This window comes from Mesorhizobium sp. M0088 (assembly GCF_040322895.1).
Taxonomy (GTDB): domain Bacteria; phylum Pseudomonadota; class Alphaproteobacteria; order Rhizobiales; family Rhizobiaceae; genus Mesorhizobium.
The window spans coordinates 48382-69969 of the sequence record NZ_JAMYUI010000020.1 but is presented as its reverse complement, the minus strand read 5'-3'; the positions used below and the strand labels follow the sequence as shown (position 1 = coordinate 69969).

Annotated in this window: 21 protein-coding genes; 2 read left to right on the top strand and 19 right to left on the bottom strand. The window is 63.8% G+C overall.

Annotated features, from left to right (window positions below):
• Positions 1-445 precede the first annotated feature (445 nt).
• Both NKJ67_RS23390 and NKJ67_RS23385 read left to right on the top strand, forming a co-directional pair.
• Positions 446-745 (top strand): putative quinol monooxygenase, encoded by a 300-nt coding sequence (locus tag NKJ67_RS23390; RefSeq protein ID WP_352583337.1) that lies wholly within the window; start codon positions 446-448, stop codon positions 743-745.
• 134 nt (positions 746-879) lie between these two features.
• On the top strand, positions 880-2661 hold the full coding sequence (locus NKJ67_RS23385; RefSeq protein WP_352583335.1) for a chloride channel protein: 1782 nt from the start codon (positions 880-882) through the stop codon (positions 2659-2661).
• A gap of 14 nt (positions 2662-2675) precedes the next feature.
• Here NKJ67_RS23385 and NKJ67_RS23380 read toward each other — a convergent pair whose 3' ends face one another.
• The 19 genes from NKJ67_RS23380 to NKJ67_RS23290 form a co-directional block, all read right to left on the bottom strand.
• Positions 2676-4319: an MFS transporter gene (locus NKJ67_RS23380; RefSeq protein WP_352583333.1), complete on the bottom strand. Its 1644-nt coding sequence runs from the start codon at positions 4317-4319 to the stop codon at positions 2676-2678.
• A 230-nt stretch (positions 4320-4549) separates the two neighbouring features.
• The gene (fliQ, locus tag NKJ67_RS23375) at positions 4550-4816 is read right to left on the bottom strand and encodes a flagellar biosynthesis protein FliQ (RefSeq protein WP_023810020.1); all 267 of its coding nucleotides are present in this window, start codon (positions 4814-4816) and stop codon (positions 4550-4552) included.
• A gap of 24 nt (positions 4817-4840) precedes the next feature.
• The gene (gene flgD, locus NKJ67_RS23370) at positions 4841-5248 is read right to left on the bottom strand and encodes a flagellar hook assembly protein FlgD (protein WP_013529774.1); all 408 of its coding nucleotides are present in this window, start codon (positions 5246-5248) and stop codon (positions 4841-4843) included.
• Complete coding sequence (flbT, locus tag NKJ67_RS23365; RefSeq protein WP_023810019.1) at positions 5248-5691, bottom strand: flagellar biosynthesis repressor FlbT; 444 nt, start codon at positions 5689-5691, stop codon at positions 5248-5250. The genes flgD and flbT overlap by 1 nt, the downstream gene beginning before the upstream one ends.
• Complete coding sequence (flaF, locus tag NKJ67_RS23360) at positions 5688-6035, bottom strand: flagellar biosynthesis regulator FlaF (protein ID WP_023810018.1); 348 nt, start codon at positions 6033-6035, stop codon at positions 5688-5690. Before flaF ends, flbT begins: the two co-directional genes overlap by 4 nt.
• Before the next feature lie 31 nt (positions 6036-6066).
• On the bottom strand, positions 6067-7110 hold the full coding sequence (locus NKJ67_RS23355; protein WP_127269451.1) for a flagellar hook-associated family protein: 1044 nt from the start codon (positions 7108-7110) through the stop codon (positions 6067-6069).
• A gap of 4 nt (positions 7111-7114) precedes the next feature.
• On the bottom strand, positions 7115-8569 hold the full coding sequence (gene flgK / locus NKJ67_RS23350) for a flagellar hook-associated protein FlgK (RefSeq protein WP_352583331.1): 1455 nt from the start codon (positions 8567-8569) through the stop codon (positions 7115-7117).
• Positions 8570-8596: 27 nt separating this feature from the next.
• Positions 8597-9853: a flagellar hook protein FlgE gene (locus NKJ67_RS23345; protein WP_256745508.1), complete on the bottom strand. Its 1257-nt coding sequence runs from the start codon at positions 9851-9853 to the stop codon at positions 8597-8599.
• Between the two features lie 79 nt (positions 9854-9932).
• Positions 9933-10601, bottom strand: a complete 669-nt coding sequence (locus tag NKJ67_RS23340; RefSeq protein WP_013529780.1) for a response regulator transcription factor — start codon at positions 10599-10601, stop codon at positions 9933-9935.
• Positions 10602-10823: 222 nt separating this feature from the next.
• The gene (locus tag NKJ67_RS23335) at positions 10824-11411 is read right to left on the bottom strand and encodes a transglycosylase SLT domain-containing protein (protein WP_352583329.1); all 588 of its coding nucleotides are present in this window, start codon (positions 11409-11411) and stop codon (positions 10824-10826) included.
• A complete protein-coding gene (gene fliK / locus NKJ67_RS23330; protein WP_352583327.1) occupies positions 11341-12723 on the bottom strand; it encodes a flagellar hook-length control protein FliK in 1383 nt (460 codons plus the stop codon). Before fliK ends, NKJ67_RS23335 begins: the two co-directional genes overlap by 71 nt.
• The gene (locus NKJ67_RS23325; RefSeq protein WP_352583325.1) at positions 12720-14099 is read right to left on the bottom strand and encodes a MotC family chemotaxis protein; all 1380 of its coding nucleotides are present in this window, start codon (positions 14097-14099) and stop codon (positions 12720-12722) included. The genes fliK and NKJ67_RS23325 overlap by 4 nt, the downstream gene beginning before the upstream one ends.
• Positions 14096-15439, bottom strand: a complete 1344-nt coding sequence (locus tag NKJ67_RS23320; RefSeq protein WP_352583323.1) for a MotB family protein — start codon at positions 15437-15439, stop codon at positions 14096-14098. The genes NKJ67_RS23325 and NKJ67_RS23320 overlap by 4 nt, the downstream gene beginning before the upstream one ends.
• A complete protein-coding gene (locus NKJ67_RS23315) occupies positions 15436-16062 on the bottom strand; it encodes a hypothetical protein (protein WP_352583322.1) in 627 nt (208 codons plus the stop codon). Before NKJ67_RS23315 ends, NKJ67_RS23320 begins: the two co-directional genes overlap by 4 nt.
• A 3-nt stretch (positions 16063-16065) precedes the next feature.
• Entirely contained in the window at positions 16066-17712 is a 1647-nt protein-coding gene (fliF, locus tag NKJ67_RS23310) for a flagellar basal-body MS-ring/collar protein FliF (protein WP_352583321.1), read from the bottom strand.
• A gap of 132 nt (positions 17713-17844) precedes the next feature.
• The gene (locus tag NKJ67_RS23305) at positions 17845-18909 is read right to left on the bottom strand and encodes a flagellin N-terminal helical domain-containing protein (RefSeq protein ID WP_127270046.1); all 1065 of its coding nucleotides are present in this window, start codon (positions 18907-18909) and stop codon (positions 17845-17847) included.
• 257 nt (positions 18910-19166) lie between these two features.
• On the bottom strand, positions 19167-20153 hold the full coding sequence (locus tag NKJ67_RS23300) for a flagellin N-terminal helical domain-containing protein (protein ID WP_127271439.1): 987 nt from the start codon (positions 20151-20153) through the stop codon (positions 19167-19169).
• 198 nt (positions 20154-20351) lie between these two features.
• Entirely contained in the window at positions 20352-21083 is a 732-nt protein-coding gene (fliP, locus tag NKJ67_RS23295; protein WP_127290412.1) for a flagellar type III secretion system pore protein FliP, read from the bottom strand.
• Entirely contained in the window at positions 21080-21574 is a 495-nt protein-coding gene (locus NKJ67_RS23290; protein ID WP_127399238.1) for a flagellar basal body-associated FliL family protein, read from the bottom strand. Before NKJ67_RS23290 ends, fliP begins: the two co-directional genes overlap by 4 nt.
• Positions 21575-21588: the final 14 nt, after the last annotated feature.

Genomic DNA, 21588 nt, shown 5'->3' with positions numbered 1-21588 from the left:
GCGCGCGGACTAGCGCGCGCCTAGACAGCTTCGGCCAAACTTCATATCGTTTCGTGATGACAAATCTGATATTAAGCTCAGATTATTATGTTGTGTCCGATGCAGATGGACTGTTTCAACACGGCGAGATTTTCCACATATCGCGCAACAAAGCTGGAGGATCGGTTAGCACCCGGGTTGGACGCTTTCATACATGGCGGCCGCAGCTTCATCCGGAAGGGTATTTCCCGCACTCCAGGGTCGATTGTCATGTCGATGATGATCCCCTCGCACCCGAACCGTCTTGGCTTGCGCGTACGCTTCTAGACGCGCTGATACAGCAGGGTAACATATCAGAGCCAATTTGGTTGGGATGGCATAAAACCACAGAGCTGGATGGTGAAGAACTAGGCCAGGTTTTTGACCTAGGCTAAACACGTAGTCCCTGTTCTCGAAAGAAAACCACATGCTTCTGATCATTGGCACCGTCCGCCTGCCGCCGGAAAAGCTCGGAGAGGCAATGCCCGCGATGGAGCGCATGGTTTCCGGCAGCCGCGCCGAGCCCGGCTGTCTCGAATATTCCTATGCGCAGGATGTCTTCGATGCCGGGCTCATCCGGGTCACGGAAGTCTGGAGCGACAGGGCGGCGCTCGACGCGCATTTCGCCTCGCCGCATATTGCGGACTGGCGTGCGAGCTGGCCGGCGCTTGGCATAGGCGAGCGCAACCTCGTGCTCTATGAAGCCGGCGAGCCCATGTCGACCTGAACGGTCCGTCAGCCGATCGATATCGCGCCCGCTGTCGCCAATATGGTGTCTGTCGGCATTGTGGTTGCCATGCCGTGCCGCCGGGCGTATCAGGCTGGTTTTCCACTGCCTTTCGATATCGGCGAGCCGCCCCGGTGCCTTCCAGAAACCACAGCGAAGTCTATGCCCGCCGGCTGCGCGCGGTGCTGATCAGGTCGTTGCCCCTGCTCGAGGCACGCGGCATCGTGGTGGTCATCCTCGCCGGTGTCGTAGGCGTAATGGCGGGCATATTGGTCACGGCGATGAGCCAGATCGTGCAGGACCTGCACGGGCTGCTGTTCGGCGTTCAGCCAGGCGGCCGGCTTTCCGGCATGTTCTCGCTCGCCAATCCGATGCAGGCGTTGATACCGGCGATCGGCGGCATGCTGCTGGGGCTGACGGTGGTCTGGCTCAGGATACGGAAATTCCGCACGCCGATCGACCCGATCGAAGCCAATGCGCTCTATGGCGGGCGCATGTCGCTGACCGACACCTTCATCATCGCCGGCCAGACCATGATCTCCAGCGGTTTTGGCGCATCGGTCGGGCTTGAAGCCGGCTATACGCAGGTTGGCTCCGGGCTGGCATCGCGGCTGGCGGGCATCTTCAGGCTGCGCCGCAACGATGTCCGCATCCTGGTCGGCTGTGGTGCGGCCGGCGCCATCGCTGCTGCCTTCGATGCACCGCTGACCGGCGCCTTCTACGGCTTCGAACTGGTCATCGGCATCTACTCGGTCGCCAATGTCGCGCCTGTCATGACCGCCGCGATCTCAGCCTCGCTGACCGCCGAAATGTTCGGCGGCGTGCCGTTTCCGCTTGAGCTTTCCGGTCTGCCGGCGCTCACCGCCAGCCAGTATGTGCCGTTCCTGCTGCTCGGGCTGCTCGGCGGCGCCGCCTCGATCGCCATCATGCATCTGGTGACGCTGATCGAGCGCGGTTTTGCCAGGCTGTCGATCGATGCGTCGCTGCGCCCCGTCATCGGCGGCGTCATCGTTGGCTTGTTGGGGCTGATCACGCCGCAGGTCCTGTCCAGCGGCCATGGCGCGCTGCATCGCGAATTCTCGATGAATTACGGGTTGGCCGTGGTGGCCAGCGTCTTCGTGCTCAAGCTGGCGGCGTCGGCGGTCTCGCTGGGGTCGGGCTTTCGCGGTGGACTGTTCTTCGCCTCGCTGTTCCTCGGCGCGCTGCTGGGCAAGGCGTTCGCGGATGTGATGCTTGTTATTTCTCCGGCAACCGGCATCGACCCTGCCGTCGCCGCCGTCGTCGGCATGACTTCGCTCGCCGTCGGTGTCGTCGGCGGTCCGCTGACGATGACCTTCCTGGCGCTGGAATCGACCCGCGACCTGACGCTGACCGGCGTCGTGCTGGCCGCCTCGATCATGTCGGCCATCCTGGTGCGCGAAACCTTCGGCTACTCGTTCTCGACATGGCGCTTCCATCTGCGCGGCGAGACCATCCGCAGCGCCCACGATGTCGGCTGGATGCGCAGCCTCACAGTCGGCTCGATGATGCGCAAGGACATCAAGACCATCTATGCCTCGACGACGCTGGCAGCCTTCCGCAAGCAAGTGCCGCTCGGCTCGGCCCAACGCGTCATCGCCGTCGACGCGGGCGACCACTATGTCGGCGTGCTGATCGTGGCCGAACTGCACAGCGATCCTTCCGATGGCGAGGTGCCGGTGCGCGATCTTGCCAAATACAAGGACGCGGTGCTGGTGCCGAGCATGAACGTGCAGGCCGCCGCGGAAACATTCCAGCGCGCCGGCGCCGAAGAACTCGCTGTCGTCGAGGATTTCACCGACCACATCGTGCTGGGCCTGTTGACCGAAGGTCATCTGATGCGGCGCTATGCCGAGGAACTCGACAAGGCGCGCCGGGACCTGTCGGGCGAGGGCTAAGGGACAACCCGGAGTCAGTGTTCAATAGGTCCCTTGGCCATCACAAGCGCTGTGCCGGCGGTGGTCGGGCGTTCGATCATGCGCCGCACGCGGGGCGGTTCGTCGCCGCTGTGCAGCGCCCGCACGCGTTCGCCGATGACGGCGTCGGCATGGGTGATGCGTCCATTGTGCCTGATATATTCGATCCAGGTCGGCGTGTGATAATGCTCGATCCATACGGTGGGATTCTCGAGATCGCGCGCCAGCGTCCAGTTGCGGGCGCCGTCACGACGGCGGATGCGGCCGCGTTCGGCCATGATGGCGAGGAACTCCGGTTCGTCCTCGTGCCGGATCACATACTCGATCATGATGGCGATGGGACCACTGCGCGGCTTCAGGTCAAGCGCAAGGTGCGGTTCCTTAAAGCGATTGAGCGGGTCGAGGTTGAGCACCTGCTGTTGCGGCAGCGGGAGCAAAAGACCGATGGCGCCGCCGGCCAGCATGGCGACGCTGGCTGCGATCAGCGCGGTTTCGGCGCCGTGCGCATCGGCGACGACACCCCAGATCCAGCTGCCGAGCGCGATGCCGCCGAAAGTCGCGGTCTGGTAGACCGACAGCACCCGGCCGACCACCCAGCGCGGCGTCGCCATCTGCACCGTGACGTTGAAATGCGACAGCGCGATCACCCAGCAGGCGCCGCCGACAAGCAGGCCGAGCGACGTCTGCCAGGCATGCTGGCTGACGGCGGCATTGGAGGCGCAGACGGCGAAGCCGGCGAAAGCACAGCGCACCATCGTCTCGCTGGACAGCAACTGCCGCAGCCTGACGCTGATCAAGGCGCCGCCGACCGCGCCGATACCGAAGGCGCCGAGCATGATGCCGTAGGTCAGCGCATCGCCCTTGACGACATCGCGCGCCACCAGAGGCAGCAACGCAAGCACAGCGCCTGCACTGAAGCCGAACGCAGCGCCCCTGACCAGCACCTTGCCGATGTTGGGCGACATGGCGACATAGCGCAGGCCGGCGCCCATGGCAGCCCCCAGAGACTCGCGCGGCAAGGTCGATACCGGCACGTTCGGCTTCCAGCGCGCCAGCACGACGATCAGGCCGATATAGCTCACCGCGTTCGCCGCGAAGGCGGCCGCGGCACCGGCCGCGGCGACGATGATGCCGCCGATTGCCGGACCGACGCTGCGCGTCAGGTTAAAGCCCATCGAATTGAGGGCGACGGCTGCCGGCACCTTGTTGCGGGGAACGATATCGCCGACGGAGGCTTGCCATGACGGGCTGTTGAGCGCGGTGCCGCTGTCGATCAGGAAGGTGAAGGCAAGCAGCGTCCATGGCGTGATCAGGCCTGAATAGGTGAACAGGGTCAGAAGCACCGACACCACCAGCATGAAGGTCTGGGCGACCAGCATCACCTTGCGCCGGTCGAAACTGTCGGCGATGGCGCCGGCGACGAGTGCAAACAGCATGATCGGCAAGGTGGTCGAAGCCTGGACCAGGGCCACCTGATAGGGCGAGGTGGCGATCGTGGTCATCATCCAGGCGGCGCCGACACCCTGGATCAAGCCACCGAAATTCGAGACGAGGCTTGCGCCCCACACGGCGCGGAAAATGCCGTGCCGGAAGGGCGCCAGCGCCGAGACGCTCTCGCTGTCCGGCTTTTCGTCAATCATTTGGGGTTCCTGCCATGTCGTGCCTGCTCGTCAGACAATCCGTTTGCGCAGACCGTTTGCCGAAAGTAGGGCATGGCGCCGCAAAGGGCAAAAAAGCTCATGGTCCAACAATGGGATAGAGGCGGTCCAGGCCTTGTCCGCCGTGGGTCCGGAGGTGCTGCGGGGATCGGCGGCGTCTGTCCTCAGACAATTGCGAACGGCATGCCGCGGCACACCATCCTGGAACAGGCTCAGAAGCCGTTCTGGATGCGCTCGAAGATGACGTTGGTGAAGGCCGATATCTGGCTGCCGATGAAGGGGCCGGTCAACGCCACCACCAGCATGATCGCGACGATCTTCGGCACGAAGGTCAAGGTGATCTCCTGTACCTGCGTCAGCGCCTGGATGAGGGCGATGCCGATGCCGACCGCCATGGCGACCAGCACCACCGGAGCGGACGCGACGAGCACCGTCCACACCGCGTACTGGACGATGTCGAGAGCGTCGGCCTCATTCATAGGACTGGCTCTCTGCCGAAAGCGTCAGCTTGCTGCCTTGACCGAGACTCCCGGACCGACCGCGACTTCGGTGCCGTTCTGCAGCACGGCGATGAGACCGTTGCTGGCGAGGCGCACCGAAGCCACGGTGCCCGTGGTCAGGCCGTCGGCGGAGGTGATCGAGCGCCCGATCAGTGCGTCGGCCTGCGACAGCGCCGAGGACTGCATGATCTGATTGAGCTTGGTGTTGGTCTGCACAGACTGCTCGACCTGAGAGAAGGTGGCGAGCTGGGCGACATATTGCGTCGAATCCATCGGCTTGGTCGGATCCTGGTTCTTCATCTCGGCGATCAGAAGCTTCAGGAAGGACTGGTAGTCGACCGCTGTCTTCGAGGTCGACGCCGTGGCCTGATTGGCGCCTGTCGGAATCGTCGTCGTCATGTCCACGTTCATCAGTATCGTGCTCCCACGGCCAGCGGGCGCTCGGCACCCGAAACATCGTCATTACCACCCAGCGCGCGGCGTTCGAGCGGATAAAGCGCGCGGATCGCCTTCAGCGCCTCGTAGATATGATCCTCGCCGACCATGCGGTCGATCTGTTTCAGCGCGCTGCAGATCTGGGTGTCCTCGAAGCTTGCCAGAAGCAGCGGCAGCGAACGGCGGAACATGTCGCGCGCGGCGGCGGCGCCGGCCGGGTTCATCAGCATGACCTGCAGGATGAAATAAAGCTGCTTGAGCGGCGTCGAGGCATCGTCGGCCTGGATCACGTGGCTTTCGAGCAGGAACTGGACGTCGTTCATCAATTCGACGGTGACCTTGCGGTCGACCCGGATGACGGCGCCGTTGATGTAGATCTTTTCGTTCGGCTTCAGCGATATCTTCAGCGTGTTGGTCATTGAATGCCGTCCCTGATGATCTGGGACACCTCGATCAACCCTTCGAAATTGTTGGTGCGGCCCTGACGGATGTCCTCCGCCTCGCGCAGCAGCCACAGGCCGATGGAAATGAGATTGGCGCGCAGTTCCTTGGGCAGGGCGTTGTCGCTGGAGCCAAGATCCTCGACGAAGGCGGTCCAGACGCGGTTGGTGAAGTGAAGCGCCTCGATCGCTTCCATGGAATCGTGGCCGGCCGCTGCTGCCGCCGCCAGCATGTCGATCGAGCGGGTCAGAAGCTCCCGCTCGCGGTCCTTCGCGTCGGCAACGGAGTTGCTCTGGATGTCGGCGTAGGAGAATTGGTACATCGTTGGGGCTCTACCGTTCCGTTAAGCGTTGTCAGGTCAGGTAATTCAACAGGCTGAGCTGCTGCAGGCGTGCGGTCAACGCGAAAGACGTTTCGATGTGCTGTGTCAGGTCCGCGACCCGTGTCGCGGCTGCCGCCGGATCGACGGCTTCCAGATCGAGAATGTGCCGTTCGAAAAGGTCGACCTGCGTTTTCATCCGATCGTTGGCATCGGAAACCCGCTTCTGGACGATGCCGGTCTCGGATTGAAGCTGGCCAATGCCGCTCAGCGCTTCGCCGACCAATGTGGTGGAGCGGCTGACAACCGTATTCTTCGCCGCCTGGCTGATGTTGCTGGACATCAGGCTGCTGACCATGGCTGCGGCCATGGCGAGTTTCTGAATGCCATCGCTGTTGGCGCTGGTCGAAGTCGGTGTGGTTTCGTTGAGTGCGATGCGGCTGACGATCTGCTGGTCGGTGGCGTTCGACCAGTCGCCCTGCCAACCCGCGCCCGTGAACAGCGGCGCGACATCGTTGGTGATGAAATCGTCCATCTGGGCGGCCGTGATGTTGGCCGCTGCCGGGTCGTCCTGGGTGAAACCGAAATTGGTGAGGAAAGCGGTATCGAATGCAGCCTTGGCGGGAGAGCCGGCAGCCGTGAAATCGTTGATCGGCTTGACGTCGGTGTTGGTGCCGGCAAACAGATATTCACCATTGACGCTGGTGTTGAGGATCGAGGTCAGCTGCTGGATGGTCGCCTTGCCGGAGTCCCGGGTGAGGCTGTTGGACGAGTCGCTTGAGGAAGCGGTGGTCAGGGCGGACAGGAAGGTCTGAGCGGCGCCGGAGAGCTGGCCAAGCGAGGTCTGTGTCGAGGAAAGCCTCGCGCCGACCAGGCCGTTGGAATCGATAATGACGTTGAGCCGGTCGAGATCGCGCGAGAAGGTGACGGACTGGGCGGTGCGCCCTCCGAGAGCCAGCCCGACATCGGCGACCCTGCCGGTCGACGCTTCCTTCGTGGCTTTGACGAGTTCGGCCTGCATGCGCATCTGCTGGGAGCGCATGGCATTGGAGATTGCGGCCGAGGAGACTGAAGTCATGGAATTATCCCACCGCGTTAAGCAAGGCCGTCAGCATGTCGTCGACGGTTTTCATCATCCGGGCCGATGCCTGGTAGGTGTGTTCGAGGTCGAGCAGCAACGACATTTCCTGGTCGACATTGACCCCGGTCGCGTTGGACAGCGCCTCTGCGCTGCGCGATGCCAGTGCTTCCTTGGCATCGGAGGCGGTCGAAGCCTGCTGGCGCACGCCCTCGAACCAGCCGATCGAACTGGCGGCGTAGTCGGATACGCTGGAGGTTGCCGAAACGCCGGCGGCGGGGTCGAAAGTCATCGGCTGGTCGAGCCGGTCGCCATAGGCGACCAGAAGGGTGGAATAGGACGCGCCGCCGCCCGTGTTGGCGACATAGGCCGCACCATTGGCGCCGCCGTCGCGCAGCAGCGTCGGGTTGCCGCCGGTGCTCGGGTCCATCGCTGCATTGACGCTGATGGACGCGGCAAGGCCGGTGACCAGCGTGCCGGCGGCCGGCACGGCCGGCGCTCCCGACCAGGTGAACAGGCCGGCGGCATTGGCCATCGAGGGTGCGGTCTCGGCAAAAGCGGTGATCAGGCCACGCGCCGTCTCGTCGAGCTGGCTCTGCATGGTCGAGGCGACGCCGTCGCGCAATTGCAGCAGGCCGGCAAGCGTGCCGCTGGCGCTGGTGTTGCCGCCGGCTCCCGCCGAGATCGGCACGTTGTCGATGTAAACGGCATTGCCGGCGGCACCCGCGGTATAGCCTGCCGACGCCGCGAAGGTGACCGTGCGCGGTATCGTCTCGAACAAAGTCGTGCCGTCGCCGGTGGTGATGACCATGTCATTGTCGCCTCGTGTGAAGGTCGACACTGGGACATAGTTCGAAATCTTCTTCAAAAGCGCGTCGCGCTGGTCGAGCGCATCGGAAACGTCGGTGCCGGAACGGGTTCCGGACATGACCGCCGTGTTGGCATCCTGGAACTGGCTGAGCAGCGAGTTCAGGTCATCGACGGCGGTGGCGATCTGGCTGTCGGTCTGGGTGCGGAAATCCTGGACTGCCTTGGAGCCCTCGTTGAGCGAGCGCACGACCTGTTTGGCGGCGTCGATGACCGAGGCGCCGAGGTTCTGGTTCGACGGCGAGGTGGCGTAGAGCTGCAGCGCCTGCTGCAGGTTGGCGATCGCGGTCGAGGGCGAGGACGCATTGTCGACGCCATTGACCGCGACGCCCAGCTGATCCATGCCGCTGTAGAGCGCGTTCTGCCCGCTCCAGGCCGATAGCGCGCCGAGATTCTGGCGAAACAAAAGCTCGTTGGCTGCGCGCTGGATATCGACCGAACGCGCGCCCGGCGCCGTGCTGGTGACGACGGCCTGGCGCCGCGAATAGTCCGGATTGGAGGCGTCGGCGACGTTGCGCGAGACAACGCTTGTCTGTCGCGCGGTGTTCATAAGCGCCGACTGGGCGATACTCAATGCGGTAGACAGTGACATGCGGGTCTTTCGCGGGCGACGCCCGTCTTATCTCTTCAGGTTGACAAGGACGTCCATCAGATCGGAACCGGTCTGGAAGACTTTCGAATTGGCGGTGTAGCTGCGCTGCGCCGCGATCATGTTGGTCAGTTCTTCGGCGATGTCGACGTTGGAATTCTCGAGCGCGCCGGAGATGATGGAGCCGAGTTTGCCTTCATTGGCAAAGCCGACACGAACCGCGCCGGACTCGGTGCCCTGCGAATAGACGTTGCCGGGCAGCGCGGTGAGCTGGTCCGGGCTCTGCACGTCGGCCAGCGGAATCTTGTAGAGCGGCTTGGTCGAACCGTCCTTGTACTGTGCGTAGATGGTGCCGTCCTTGCTGATCTGGACCTTGTCGATGGTGCTCGGCGCGTTGCCGTTGACCTGGGCATCGGAAACCGTGAAGCCGGCGCCAAGCTGGGTCAGCGCAGACAGATCGAGCGAAAAGGCGGCGCCGTTGGGCACGGTGAGCGAGACGCTGTCGACGGCGCCGGTGAGCTTGCCGGTGGTGGCGTCGAACGTCAGGTTGGCCGAGCCCAGCGCGCCACCGGTATAGGGGAATGCTGTCCCGGCCGTGGCCTGTGACTGATCGAAGACCGAGACCTGCCAGGTGCCGGCGCCGGTGTTGGTGAAATAAACGTCGAGCAGCTTCTTGTTGCCGAGATTGTCGTAGGCAACCATGGAGGATTTCGAGGTGTACTGCGCGCCGACAGCATTGGTGGTGGGCAGATTGCCGGCGGCGATCGGTGTCGCGCCGGCCGGCAGGTTGCCGGCATAGCTGCCCTCGGTGCTCGGTGTTGCGGTCATTCCCTGGTCGGAGATGACAACCGGGACCAACCCCTCGAAGCCATTGACCGTCGCTGCCGGTACGCCGTTGTCGTAGCTGTACGCCATCAGCTGGAAGCCGGCCGAGTTGACAAGTCTGCCTTGACCGTCGGGAACGAAAGCGCCGGCCCGGGTCAGGTAGGGGGTGCCGCTCGGATCCTGGACGACAAAGAAGCCATCGCCGCTGACGGCAAGGTCGGAAACCGAGGTCGTGTACTGAAGCACACCCGGATCGCTGACCGCCTGGCGGATCGTCGTGGTGACGCCGCCGGAATTGTAAGCACCGCCGGTCGACGGCATGACCAGCGTCGAGAATTCGGCGGAGGAGCGCTTGTAGCCGGTGGTGTCGGAATTGGCGATGTTGTCGGCGACCGTCGATAGGCGGTTTGCCTGGGCGTTCATGCCGGAAACGCCGGTCCGCATCATTCCGTAGAGGCTCATCGAAACGTCTCCGCTGTGTCCATGCTGCTGGCTACAAGGCTACGCATGTTTTCTTGCGCGAGGCTGGCGCGGCGCTGCATCAGAAGACGAGCCGGTAGCCGAGGAAACGCTTGGAATCGATCGGGTCGGTGCCCAGCTTCTCGCGCAGCTTCTTGCGCAGTTTGCTGATGTGGCTTTCCACCACGTTCTCCTCGACCTCTTCGTCGAAGATGCCGTAGATGGCGTTGAAAACCTGGGTCTTGGTGACACGGCGCCCGCGATTGCTCGCCAGATATTCGAGGATGCGGCGTTCACGGCGCGGCAGGGGGAGGGGCTGACCGTCGATCTCGGGGTCGCGGCCATCCATGAAGATGCGCATGGCGCCGATCTCGGTGTAGGCGACGTCTTCCTGGGCGCGGCGGCGGATGGCGGTGATGCGGGCCAGGATCTCGCGGATATGGACGGGCTTGCGAATGACGTCGTCGACGCCGCTCTCGAACAACCGGAGCGTGTTCTCCAGCGAATGCTGTTCGCTGAGCGCAATCACCGGGGCGCCGGTGCGGTCGCGAATCTGGCGCGGAGAGATGGAACCCTCGCGGCAGTCGCCGATGAGGAAGGCCCTGACCGAGCGCAGATCGGTGTCTGCGGCAGAGTTCACCCACTCACCGAATTCGCCGGACGCAAAGCCTGCACAGGCGATGCCCTCACGATCGAAAAGTGAATTGTATCCCTCTGTTACGAGCTCGCGCTCGTCAACGATCACAATCATCGGCCCCGCCTTCCGAATCAAATCATTTGCCCCGTGAAGAGAGGCGTATCCGCTGGCGGGAATCCTGAACAACCGTCATTTCTTGTAGCTAGTTTCTTGGGAGTCTGGAATCGTTTCGGTTGCATTAGCGGGCGGCCAGATGTGCTTTCGGCGGCAAGTTCTGACCAAGTCAAACCAACAATTCGGGTTGTACGGTTTGTCTATTAGTAACGGGAAATGCGCTTACGGGTTGCAGAAGCCGCGGGCGTTCGCGGTCCATTTTCCAAAGCCGGTGGCGACCATGTTGGCAATGACGCGGCAGACATAGATCTTCTGCGCCGGGTCGTTGTCGGGACCGGCATGATAGCGGGCCACGGCCATAGACCAGGTCTCGTGACGGGCATGAAGGCTGGCCAGGAAGCGCGCCGCATAGTCGACGTTCTGGCGTGGGTCGAGCATGTCCTCGACGCTGCGAAAATGCGATGCGTGGTAGTGGTGATTGATCTGCATGCAGCCCAGATCGATCAGGGTCTTGCCCTCGCGCCGGGCATTGGCGAAGGCGGCAAGGGCCTCGGTCCGGCTCCTCGGAAAGACTGCTTTTCCTTCTATATTCAAGGCATTGGGTTGAAGGCTGCCCTTGTTTCCGGTCTCCGTCAGGCCAACGGCATAGAGGATGCCGGCGGGCACGCCATAACGATCGGCGGCGCGCAGGATCTCCGGCTCGCAGGGGTTGGCCGCGGCTGCGGCGGCGTTTGCCGTGCTAGATAAAGATATCGCCGCCAGCGCGCTCGCGAGCAGGCGAAGTGCCGCGGCCGTAGTCCTGCGCGTCATCGTTGCGTTTCCCTGAGGATTGCTGGCCCGGTTGCTGGCCGCCGGCTCCACCATTGCCGCTGCCCGAATTCCCCGGTTGAAAGGATGCCGGATCGCGGCCTGTCGACGCCGCCATAGGAGCGGTTGCATCCGTCCGGGTTGCAGCGGGAACTGCTACCGAAGGTTGCAGGATCGTGACCTTGTCAACCTCGAAGCCGAGCCCCCGCAACGACTTGACGATGGCCTCGCTGTCGGCCGACAGCCGACGATAAGCGTCGTGCGTTTCAGGCTTCAGCTCAATCGAAAGTTGTTCCCCGGAGAGGCGAAGATTGGCCGTCACCATGCCGAGTTCGGCGGGGTGGAGTTCGATCTTCAACACATGTGTCGGAACGGCAACAGAGCTGGCCAGATGGGCGGACGTGGGTGAGGCTGAAAGCGCCTTTTGCGGCCCGGCGTCGGCGGCTATGGCGTTGATCACATTGAGGGCTGCCTGGCTGATGGGACTCTGCGGCGGTGCGGGGAAGCTCCGTTCCGAGACGACGTCGATGCGCGCAGTGGACAGGGACTGTTTTCCCGCTTCTGGACGCATCGAGGACTGGACATCCTCGATGCTCTTCATCGCATTCGCGGTGTGCTTCGACCGCACGCCGGGCACATCGGCAGCCGGCGCGTCCGGCAGCTTCTGGGCCGCCGCCGCGGCGTCACGTTTTGGCGCGCTGGAGGCAGCGCTCGGTGACTGACCGTCAAGCGCCGTCAAAGGTCCGTCGACGATCGACGCCTGCTCCGGCTTCGACATGGTTTCGAGTGCTTCGCGTCCGCCCGCGGATTTTGGCCGGTAGGTCTTTGGCAGTGAAGCCTGCCCATCGAGCGCCGGGTCCGACGGATTCTCGCCGGTGGTCGTATTGCCTCCGGCTGCCTTGGCCGTTGTCGAGAAATGCCGCAGGTCATGAAACGCGATCAGCAGCGGCAGGTCGTCCTGAAGCGGCTCGGCGTCCGGCGCCGTCTCTTCAGCGTCGGCCTTCGCGTTTGCTTCCAAATCGTCCTTGCCGGTTTTCACGTTTGCCACTTTGGCCGAGATGGTCCTTGCGGGCTCGGCCGATGCTGGTTCGGCCTTGGCGTCATGCCCGGCAAGGCCGGCCGCGAGCTTGCTCCAGCGCTGGTCGCGCGATCCCGCCTCTGTCGACGGCTGCCGTTCCGGGCGGGCAGCACCGGCATCGTCGCGCAGCATCTTGCCGAAGCCGGCGTCATCGTTCCTGCCGTTCGCGGCCGGCTGCTCCGACGTCGCGCGCGTGGAGGCAAATCCTGGCAAGGCCGAGCCGAGGCTGGTGGTCATTTGGGGGCGGCTCCAAGCATCTGGTCGATCAGGTCGAGCTGTCGACGTGTTCTGGTCATGGCGGCGTCGGTCGGATCGGCGGGCTCTGGAACGGCTGCGGGTGACGGTGCCGACGCCGGCATGACAGTCGCAGGGTCGGGGGATGCCGCTGCTGCCGTGTCCGGCGCATTGGCGGCTGGTCCGCCGGAGGCCGCGGTGACGGCGGGTTGCTCCGAGATGGCGCCTTCGACCGGTGGCAGGCCACTGTCATCGGCGCCTTGCACCGTGGCGATCTCGGGCACCGGCTGCGCCGCGGCGGCAGGAACTGGGGCAGGCTTTTCCGCCGGAAGGGCGGTGGGCGGCGCGACGACCTCGCCGGCAATGGCCTGCGCGGCGTCGAGCAAAGCGCGGTCGCCCTCCGACAGCCGGCTGCGGTCGATCTTGCCGAGCTTGGCACGAACGTCCTCGATTGTGCCCGAGGTGACGGTGGAAAGGCTGGCATAGAGCAGGGCGCGTGGATCGTCCTGATTGGTGTTGCCGTCGCGGCCCTGCTCGGCCCGCGCCGAAGCGAAGGCCGACAGCTCGTTCAGGCCGTCTATCGCGGCCCGGCGGGCGATGCGCAGATAGATCACCTTCTCGCGCTCGGGATCCATCATCGAGGTGATGTCGCCCAGCTTCTCTTGGCTGATCGACATGTGCAGCGCGATGACGCCGGAGACGAAGGAGTCGGCGAACTGGCTGGCATAGGGCGAATAGAGATAGCGCTCGACATATTGGGTGGAAGCAAGGGCGAAGCGTGCCGCGTCGCCTTGCGCGACTGCAAGGCCGACCGAACGGCGAAGTGCCGCTTCCTCGACCAGCGTGCCGGGGCTGAGCAATCTTGCCTCGTCGAGCAGACGGAGTGCGGTCGCCGGCTGATCACCGGCAAGCAGTGAGCCTTTGACCAAAGCGAGGAAGGCGCCGAGATCCGGAGGCAGCGCCATGGGATCGATCGGCCTCAAGGCTTCGATAGCCTCGCCGGGCCGGCCGTTGAGATAATCAATCACGCCTTTGGCGATGGCAAGGCTTTGCGGATCCGTCGTAGCGCGCGACGTGGCCGCTTCGACGGTCACCGGGTTGCCGCCGCTCATGCCGTAGACAAGCAGGGCTCGAAAGTTCTTGGGATCTTTGTAGTCCTCGGCATTCGCCGCCCGCAGGCGCGCATCCGCCATCTCCAGCAGCTTGGCCTGCATCGGCAGGGCGGCATGATCGCCGGCGGCTATGCGGTCCTGGATGAGTTGCAGCGAGCGCACCAACTGATACGGCTGCAGCGCGTCCTGGGCGAAACCGGCCGACGGGTGTCCGCCGGCCAGCAGCAACAAACCAATCAACCGGCGGGTGACGGCCGCTCGCTTCATCCGCCGGTCGCCATCAGGATCTCGATGCGACGGTTCGCGGCCGCCAATGGATCGGCTGCTACCTTCGGCTGGCGGTCGGCGAAGCCGGCGACCTCGGTGATGCGGCGTTCGTCGACGCCGCCGCGCACGAGCATGTAGTAGGCGGAATGCGCGCGCGCCGTCGACAGCCGCCAATTGTCGTAGCTGTCGCCGCGGAACGGCCGGGCATCGGTGTGGCCGTTGATGCTGATGGTGCCCTTCTGGCTGTTGACGATGCGGCCGATCTTCTCCATCGCCAGCACCAGTTCGCGTCTCGGCAATGCCGAGCCGACCTCGAACATGCCGAAGTCGAGCTGATCGGTGATCGAGATGACGATCCCCTTGTCGGTGGCTTCGACCGAGACGCCGTCGTGCAGCTTGTCGCCGGGCTTGAAGGCATCGGCCAGCTGCCGCTTGACGTCGGCAGCTGCCTTGACGGCAGCCGCGGTTGGCGCCTTCTCGCCGATGTCGGGCCTGGCGGCCTTTTGCGCCTCAGGCTCTGCCTTGGCTGCGTCGGCGACCGTGGTGCCGTCCGGTTTGGTCTCGCCGGCCATTGCCGTGGCAGGGTTCGCGGCCTGCTTGCCGGTCGCGTCCTTGGCCAGCGGCTCAAGCGGTGCGGCCGCGACAGGCGGCACGGCTTTGACTTTGAGCACTTTCGTTTCGGCGGTCTTGTCGCCGGGCTTGGCCGGATCGCCCTCGACCTTCGTGCGCTCGGCGCTGGCTTCGGCGCCGGGCGCCGCTACCTGCTGCGACCAGAAATCCGGCTCGAAGGGATCGCGGTAGGAGGCGCCACCGGAGGCGCCGGTAGCCGGGCCGGCAGCCTGCACGCCGCCGTCGCCTTTCTGGCTGACATTCTGCATGACGCCGGTATCCGCGGCGATTTCCGAAAGCACCGCGTAGGGATCGGCGAAGAGATGGTCGTCGGAGCGTTCCGCCTGCTGCGGCTCCTGCTTGTCCTGCTTGCGGTCCGACGCGCCCGCGCCGGCATTGCCGTTCTGTCCGGCTTTGCTGGTCGCCTCTTGCGGATCGTCTGCCGTCAGCCCCATGGCGCGCGGTCCGTCGCCGAGATCCTCCAGGCCCTTGCGGCTCGAATTGCGGTCGACCAGCTTGACCGGGTTGAAGTAGCTGGCGACGGCTGCCTTGGTCTGCTCGTTGGCGGCGTTGATCAGCCACATGACCAGGAAGAAGCACATCATGGCCGTCATGAAGTCGGCGAAGGCGATCTTCCAGACGCCGCCATGGTGGGCCTCGTCATGGTCGTCATGGCTGCGCCGCACGATGATGATCTCGTGGCGGCCGTGGTCGGCGTCTGCGACGCTCATGCCAGGACCTCCGAGAGGACCGTCGACCATTCGGCCATGCGCGTCTCGAACACCGCCTCGTCGATGGCGACGGTCAGGTCGAAGCCTGGCGCCTCGACAAAATCGAGATTGGCGGCGCGGGGTCCGAGCGACGCCTTCAGTGTTTCGAACATCGAGAGCGGGCCGCGCACGACGATGCGCACCGCTTCGGCATCGCCGACCGCTTCGCGGATGGCGCCGGCCAATGCCTCGATCGAACGTTTCTGCAGATCGTCGCTGACGATGCCGCCGATGATGCGGGCGACCGTGGCGGCGACAAGTCCGGTGACGCGCGCCTCCATGGCATCGATGCGCAACGAGACCGCCTTGCCGACATCGTCGCCGAGGCTTTCGAGAAATATCCTTGCTTCCTCGGCATTGGCCTGGCGTTCGGCTTCGAGCGCGGCGTCATGCGCAGCCGACAGGCGGACCTCCAGCGCTGCCTCCGCCTGGGCAACCGCCTCGGGGATCAGCGTGCCGATATCGGCCTGCGGCGCCAGCGTCTCGGGCTTGTGTTCGGGATCGATTGCTGCCCGTGACTGGCCGGCACGTTGCGCGCGCGTCCCGAAATCAGGCAGAAGGTCGAAGAGGGCTACGGAGGGCATGGTTTACACCGCCACTTCCTGGGCGGCCCATTTGCGCAGGATCTGCGCGGTGCGCTCCTCGTTGAGATCGACCATCCTGGCAAGCCTGTCCTGCGGCGCCGGCCGGATCTTCTGGCGAAGATCGTCGAGCGGCGTGGGGCCTGGGCGTGTGCCTGGCAAGGTCCCAATCGCGGCACTGTCGGTGGCCGCTATTGCCTCCGGCGTCGGCAGCGAGCGCTGGACGTCGTCGAAGCTGGGACCTGCCAGGGCCGGAGTAGCCTTTGCCGTCAGCGCCGCGGCCATCGGCCTCAGGCCGAAGAAGGCGACCAGGAACACCACGACGATGAAGGCACCGGCATTGATCATCGTGCCGGCATGCTGGCCGATCGAATCGAGCATTCCCGCCTGCGGGATCGCCTCGCCATCCAGGCCGTCGATGAACTCGACCGCCGAGACGTCGATGATGTCGCCGCGCTTTTCGTCAAGGCCGGTAGCGGACGTGACCATCTTCTGGATCTCGGCGACGCGCTTGGCGATCTGCTCCGGCGTGGCGTCCTTGCCGAGGATGGCCGTCAGCCGTTGCTGATTGACGACCACGGCAATCGACATCTTGGTGACGGTGTAGCCGTTTGAGACCGTGGCGATCTTCTTGGAATTGATCTCGTAGTTGGTGATCTCTTCCCTGCGGTCGTTCTGCGAGGAGGATTGCGGACCATCGGTGGCGGTTGCCTGGGTCTCGGGCAGGTTCTGCTCGACGCTGGCCGGAGTGGAAGCCTGCTTCTGGTTGTTGTTCTCGTTGGCCCGCACCGACTGCACCGAGCGTTCGACGCGGGAATTCGGATCGAAGATGGTCTCTTCCGTCTGGCGGGTGTCGGTGTTGACCTCGGCCTTGACGCTGGCGCGGAAATTGTCGGGGCCGAGATAGGCCGTCAGCGCACGGCGGATGTTGTCTCCGATCTGCGCCTCGACGGTCTGCTCGACGCCGAGCGTGCGGGCGGCGCTGGTGTTGGAAGGATCGTCGCCCGCGGCCAGCAGATTGCCGCTGGAATCGAGAACAGTCACCTTGTCTGCCGACAGGCCGGGAACGGCGGCGGCGACGAGATGGCGGATCGACATGGCGCTCTTCTCGGCGTCGATGCCGGCGTAGCGGATGACCACGGAGGCCGAGGGCTGCTGCTCGTCGCGGCGGAAATTGGCCCGTTCGGACATGACGATGTGGACCCGCGCAGCCTTGATGCCCGATATGGACTGGATGGTGCGGGCGATCTCGCCTTCCAGCGCCCGCACGCGGGTGATCTGCTGCATGAAGGAGGTGAGGCCGAGCGAGCCGACATTGTCGAACAATTCGTAGCCGGCATTGGCGCTGGTCGGCAGGCCCTTTTCGGCAAGCAGCATGCGGGCCTGAGCGGTGGTGCCGGCCGGCACCAGAACCGAGGTTCCATCGGCGCCGACATCGAAGCCGATGCCGGCTTCGCCCAGCACCAGGCCGATCTGGTTCACGTCGGCGCGGTCTAGTCCCACATAGAGCGTGTCATAGGCGGGGCGGTTGAGATAGACCGAGGCGATGCCGATGACGCCCATCACCAGAACGGCGATGCCCGCCAGCATGGCGAGGCGCTTCACGCCAAACCCGCGGAGATTCGAGATGATGCTCTGGATCTGTTCCGGCACGGTTCAACGACTCCCAGCATGATTGTCCGCCGGAACTCTAGTCTTCGAAGCTTGTGCGAAAATGAAATCGGGCCGCGCTGGCGGCGCGGCCCGATTATCTGATGGAAAGGACGGCGCCGGTGGCGCCCGTGATCAGCTCTTGAACAGAGACAGGATCGACTGCGAGGCGCTGTTGGCGATCGACAGCGCTTGAACGCCGAGCTGCTGCTGAACCTGCAGTGCCTGGAGCCGGGTCGATTCCTTGTTCATGTCGGCATCGACAAGCTGGCCGACGCCGCGGTCGATGGAGTCCATCAAACTCTGGGTGAAGGTCTTCTGCAGGTCAATGCTGCTCTTGGCGGAACCGAGGATGGTGGCGGAGTCGGTCAGCTGGGCCATGACGTTATCGATCCTGTTCACCATCTGCGTGATGATGTCGTCGGTAATGCCTGGTGCCGTGATATCGAGGTTGTAGGCGGAGATATTGTCGACCTTGGCGACCGCTCCCGCCGCCGTCTGGCCGGCGGTGTTCGCGGCGATGTCCGTTCCTCCGCCCGCGATCACGCCCGCATAGGCGTTGTCGTACAGGGTCTGGGCGGCGCCCGTGGAATAGATGGACGTCTGGCGATCGAGGGTTCCGTAATTCTTGACCTCGGCGGCGAGGCCGTAGTCGAAAAGCTTGGTGCTCTCGACATCGATATCGATCGTCCCGATCGAGATGGCGCCGGATGAGGAACGATTGAATGAGGACACGATCTGGGAGTCGGGCTGGACGCCGTCATTGGCGGCCGCAACCTGCTTTGAGGTCACCGCTAGGAAGTTCGAGCCTGAAAAGGTGGCCGCATCGGCGAACGACTTCATCTGCGCCTGAAGCGCTTTGATCTCGGTCTGCGTCTTTGCCTTGGCTGCGTCCGTCTGGCCGACGGTCGAAAGCAGCTTGGTCTTGATCTGGCCGATCGTTGTCAGCACATTGTTCATGCCGGTGTAGGCGGTGTCGACTTTCGAGGCGCCGAGGCCGAGTGCATCCTGCACCGTCGACAGGGCCTGGTTGTCGGAGCGCATCGTGGTGGCGATCGACCAGTAGGCCGCGTTGTCCGAAGCTTGCGAGACACGGTAGCCCGTCGATATGCGGGCCTGTGTCTGCTCGAGTGACTTGTTGGTGGCGCTGAGGCTTTGAAGCGCGGTTAACGCCGCGGCGTTGGTCATGATACTCGCCAAGAAAGTCGCTCCTTCTCAAAGGCCGGCATGCTCAGACATGCCGGATAGGCCTGCTTCAACCGTGGTATCGTGCCAGTAGGGCCGATTCGCCAACCGTTGTAAGCTATTGGTTAACCATAATTAGCGGGACATGGTTAACAGCCTGTTAAACGCGGCCTTTCGAGAGTTAACGACAGAGCGTTGCGCGCGGTCCGAGCAAACGAAATCGGGCCGCGCTTTTGGCGCGGCCCGATTTTAGTGCAAGTTGGCGGATGCGATTAGCCGCGGAAGAGCGACAGGATCGACTGCGACGAACCGTTGGCGATCGACAGCGCCTGGATGCCGAGCTGCTGCTGGACCTGCAGGGCCTGGAGGCGGGTCGATTCCTTGTTCATGTCGGCATCGACGAGCTGGCCGACACCGCGATCGATGGAGTCCATCAGGTTCGAGGTGAAGGTCTTCTGCAGGTCGATACTGCTCTTGGCGGCGCCGAGCGTGGTGGCGGCGTTGGTCATGGCCTTGAGCGCGGCATCGACGACGTTCATCTGCTGCGCGATCTGGCTATCGCTGGCGGCCGTGCCACCCGAGAAGATAGTCAGCGAGGCAACCGAATAGGTGTCGGTAACCGCTGCGGCAGCGCCCAACGTCGGTGCCGAGGCCGTGGCAACAGCAGCGCCCGTGGTGCCGAGGCGGGCCGTGTCGAGAATACCCTTGGCGGTTGGTGCCGCGCCGGCATCGTACAGCTTGATGCTTTCCACATTGACATCGATCGTGGAGATCGAAGCCGCGCCGGTCGCGTCGCGGTTGAAGGCCGAAACAATCTTCACGTCGGCCGCGGTGCCTGTCGCAGTGGACACCGAAAGCATGTTGGTGCCGGAGAAGGTGGCGCCATCGGCGTAGGCCTTCAACTGGTTCTGAAGGGCGGCGATTTCGACCTGGGTCTTTTCCTTGGAGGCGTCCGTCTGGCCGTAGGACGCGACCAGCTTGGTCTTGATCTGGTTGATCGTATCGATCGCGCTACTCATGCCGGTATAGGCTGTGTCGACCTTAGAGGCGCCGAGGCCGAGAGCGTCCGAAACGGTGGACATTGCCTGGTTGTCGGAGCGCATCGTGGTGGCGATCGACCAGTAAGCGGCGTTGTCCGAAGCCTGCGAGACCTTGTAACCGGTCGAGATGCGGGCCTGGGTGTCGGTGAGGGATTTGCTGGTGGCGTTGAGGCTCTGCAGGGCCGTCAATGCGGCGCTGTTCGTCATGATGCTGGACATGGTACTCGGACCTTGATTTTACAGGTATTTTTTACATACCGGCTCTACCGGTATGACGGTGCGGCATCATGCCCATGATCTCTCAAAATCGATCACCCGCCATCTGCGAGCGAATATGCGGGCAAGTCCCTACCAAAGGGCTAAACCGGACGGTTAATCGAAAATATATTGCTGGGATTTCGAGCCGGCGCCGCAGGGTCAGTTGAAGGAGCGCACCAGGCTGCCGACAAGCAGGTTCCAGCCGTCGATCAGGACGAAGAACAGGATCTTGAACGGCAGCGACACCACTGTCGGCGGCAGCATCATCATGCCCATCGCCATGGTGATGGTGGCGACGATCAGGTCGATGACCAGGAATGGCAGCACGATCAGGAAGCCGATCTCGAAACCGCGCCGGATCTCCGAGATCATGAAGGCCGGCACCAGGATGCGCAGGTCGACGGTGTCACGCGAAACGGTCTGTCCGCGCTCGCGGGCAAGGTCGGCGAAGAGGTCGAAATCCTTGTCACGCACATTGTGCAGCATGAAGGTGCGGAACGGGTCTGAAATCTTGTCGAAGGCTTCGGTCTGCGTGATCTGGTTGTCCATCAGCGGCTTGACGCCGGTGTTCCAGGCCTGATCGAAGGTCGGCGCCATGACGTAGAACGTCATGAACAGCGATAGCGAAATCAGGATGAGGTTCGCCGGTGTCGACTGCAGGCCGATGCCGGCGCGCAGGATCGAGAAGGCGATGACGAAACGGGTGAAGCTGGTCACCATGATCAGCAGGCCTGGCGCCACCGACAGAACGGTCAGCAAGCCGAACATCTGGATGATGTAGCCTACGGTGGTGCCGTCAGCCTTGCCGATGCCGCCGAGATCGAGTTGCTGGGCCGTCGCGATGGAGGTGGCGGCCGCGATCATGGCCGTGGCGAGAAGGAACTTTCTCATTCGAGCAGCAATGTCCTGATGAGTACCTGTTTGGCGTGACCCTGGCTGCGGATCGCGGCGCGTTCTTCGAGGTCGGCCTTCAGGTGCTGGTAGCCGCTGGCCCCCTCGATCTGATGCATCTTCAACGTGCGCACCAGGGCCAGAAGGTCCTGGTGGATGTCATCAGACATTGCCTGTGGCTGCGGCGCGTCATAGACGATGGACACCTCCATCCTGATCCATGTGCCGGCAGGCGAGGCGATGTTGGTGGTGATCGGCGCCAGCACGACAAGCATCGGGCCCAGGCCTGGCTGCTCGGCCGCGGTGGGCTGCATGATCTTGCCTTCGTTCTCAGGCGCGACCGGTACCGACGCCGGTGCGCCGACGCCTTTGAGATAACCGCCGGACATCCAGCCCATGCCAATGGCGGCCGCCGTCACAAGCAGCAGCAGGCCGGCCTGGATGGCAGGGGAGGGACCCTTGCGTGGCTGAACCTGTTCGATATTTGCCACGGCGCCCTGCTCCG

Coding starts and splice junctions, on each gene's coding strand:
- NKJ67_RS23390 (WP_352583337.1), top strand. CDS start 446: ATGCTTCTGATCATTGGCACCGTCCGCCTGCCGCCGGAAAAGCTCGGA.
- NKJ67_RS23380 (WP_352583333.1), bottom strand. CDS start 4,319: ATGATTGACGAAAAGCCGGACAGCGAGAGCGTCTCGGCGCTGGCGCCC.
- fliQ (WP_023810020.1), bottom strand. CDS start 4,816: ATGAATGAGGCCGACGCTCTCGACATCGTCCAGTACGCGGTGTGGACG.
- flgD (WP_013529774.1), bottom strand. CDS start 5,248: ATGAACGTGGACATGACGACGACGATTCCGACAGGCGCCAATCAGGCC.
- flbT (WP_023810019.1), bottom strand. CDS start 5,691: ATGACCAACACGCTGAAGATATCGCTGAAGCCGAACGAAAAGATCTAC.
- flaF (WP_023810018.1), bottom strand. CDS start 6,035: ATGTACCAATTCTCCTACGCCGACATCCAGAGCAACTCCGTTGCCGAC.
- NKJ67_RS23355 (WP_127269451.1), bottom strand. CDS start 7,110: ATGACTTCAGTCTCCTCGGCCGCAATCTCCAATGCCATGCGCTCCCAG.
- flgK (WP_352583331.1), bottom strand. CDS start 8,569: ATGTCACTGTCTACCGCATTGAGTATCGCCCAGTCGGCGCTTATGAAC.
- NKJ67_RS23345 (WP_256745508.1), bottom strand. CDS start 9,853: ATGAGCCTCTACGGAATGATGCGGACCGGCGTTTCCGGCATGAACGCC.
- NKJ67_RS23340 (WP_013529780.1), bottom strand. CDS start 10,601: ATGATTGTGATCGTTGACGAGCGCGAGCTCGTAACAGAGGGATACAAT.
- NKJ67_RS23335 (WP_352583329.1), bottom strand. CDS start 11,411: ATGACGCGCAGGACTACGGCCGCGGCACTTCGCCTGCTCGCGAGCGCG.
- fliK (WP_352583327.1), bottom strand. CDS start 12,723: ATGACCACCAGCCTCGGCTCGGCCTTGCCAGGATTTGCCTCCACGCGC.
- NKJ67_RS23325 (WP_352583325.1), bottom strand. CDS start 14,099: ATGAAGCGAGCGGCCGTCACCCGCCGGTTGATTGGTTTGTTGCTGCTG.
- NKJ67_RS23320 (WP_352583323.1), bottom strand. CDS start 15,439: ATGAGCGTCGCAGACGCCGACCACGGCCGCCACGAGATCATCATCGTG.
- NKJ67_RS23315 (WP_352583322.1), bottom strand. CDS start 16,062: ATGCCCTCCGTAGCCCTCTTCGACCTTCTGCCTGATTTCGGGACGCGC.
- NKJ67_RS23300 (WP_127271439.1), bottom strand. CDS start 20,153: ATGTCCAGCATCATGACGAACAGCGCCGCATTGACGGCCCTGCAGAGC.
- fliP (WP_127290412.1), bottom strand. CDS start 21,083: ATGAGAAAGTTCCTTCTCGCCACGGCCATGATCGCGGCCGCCACCTCC.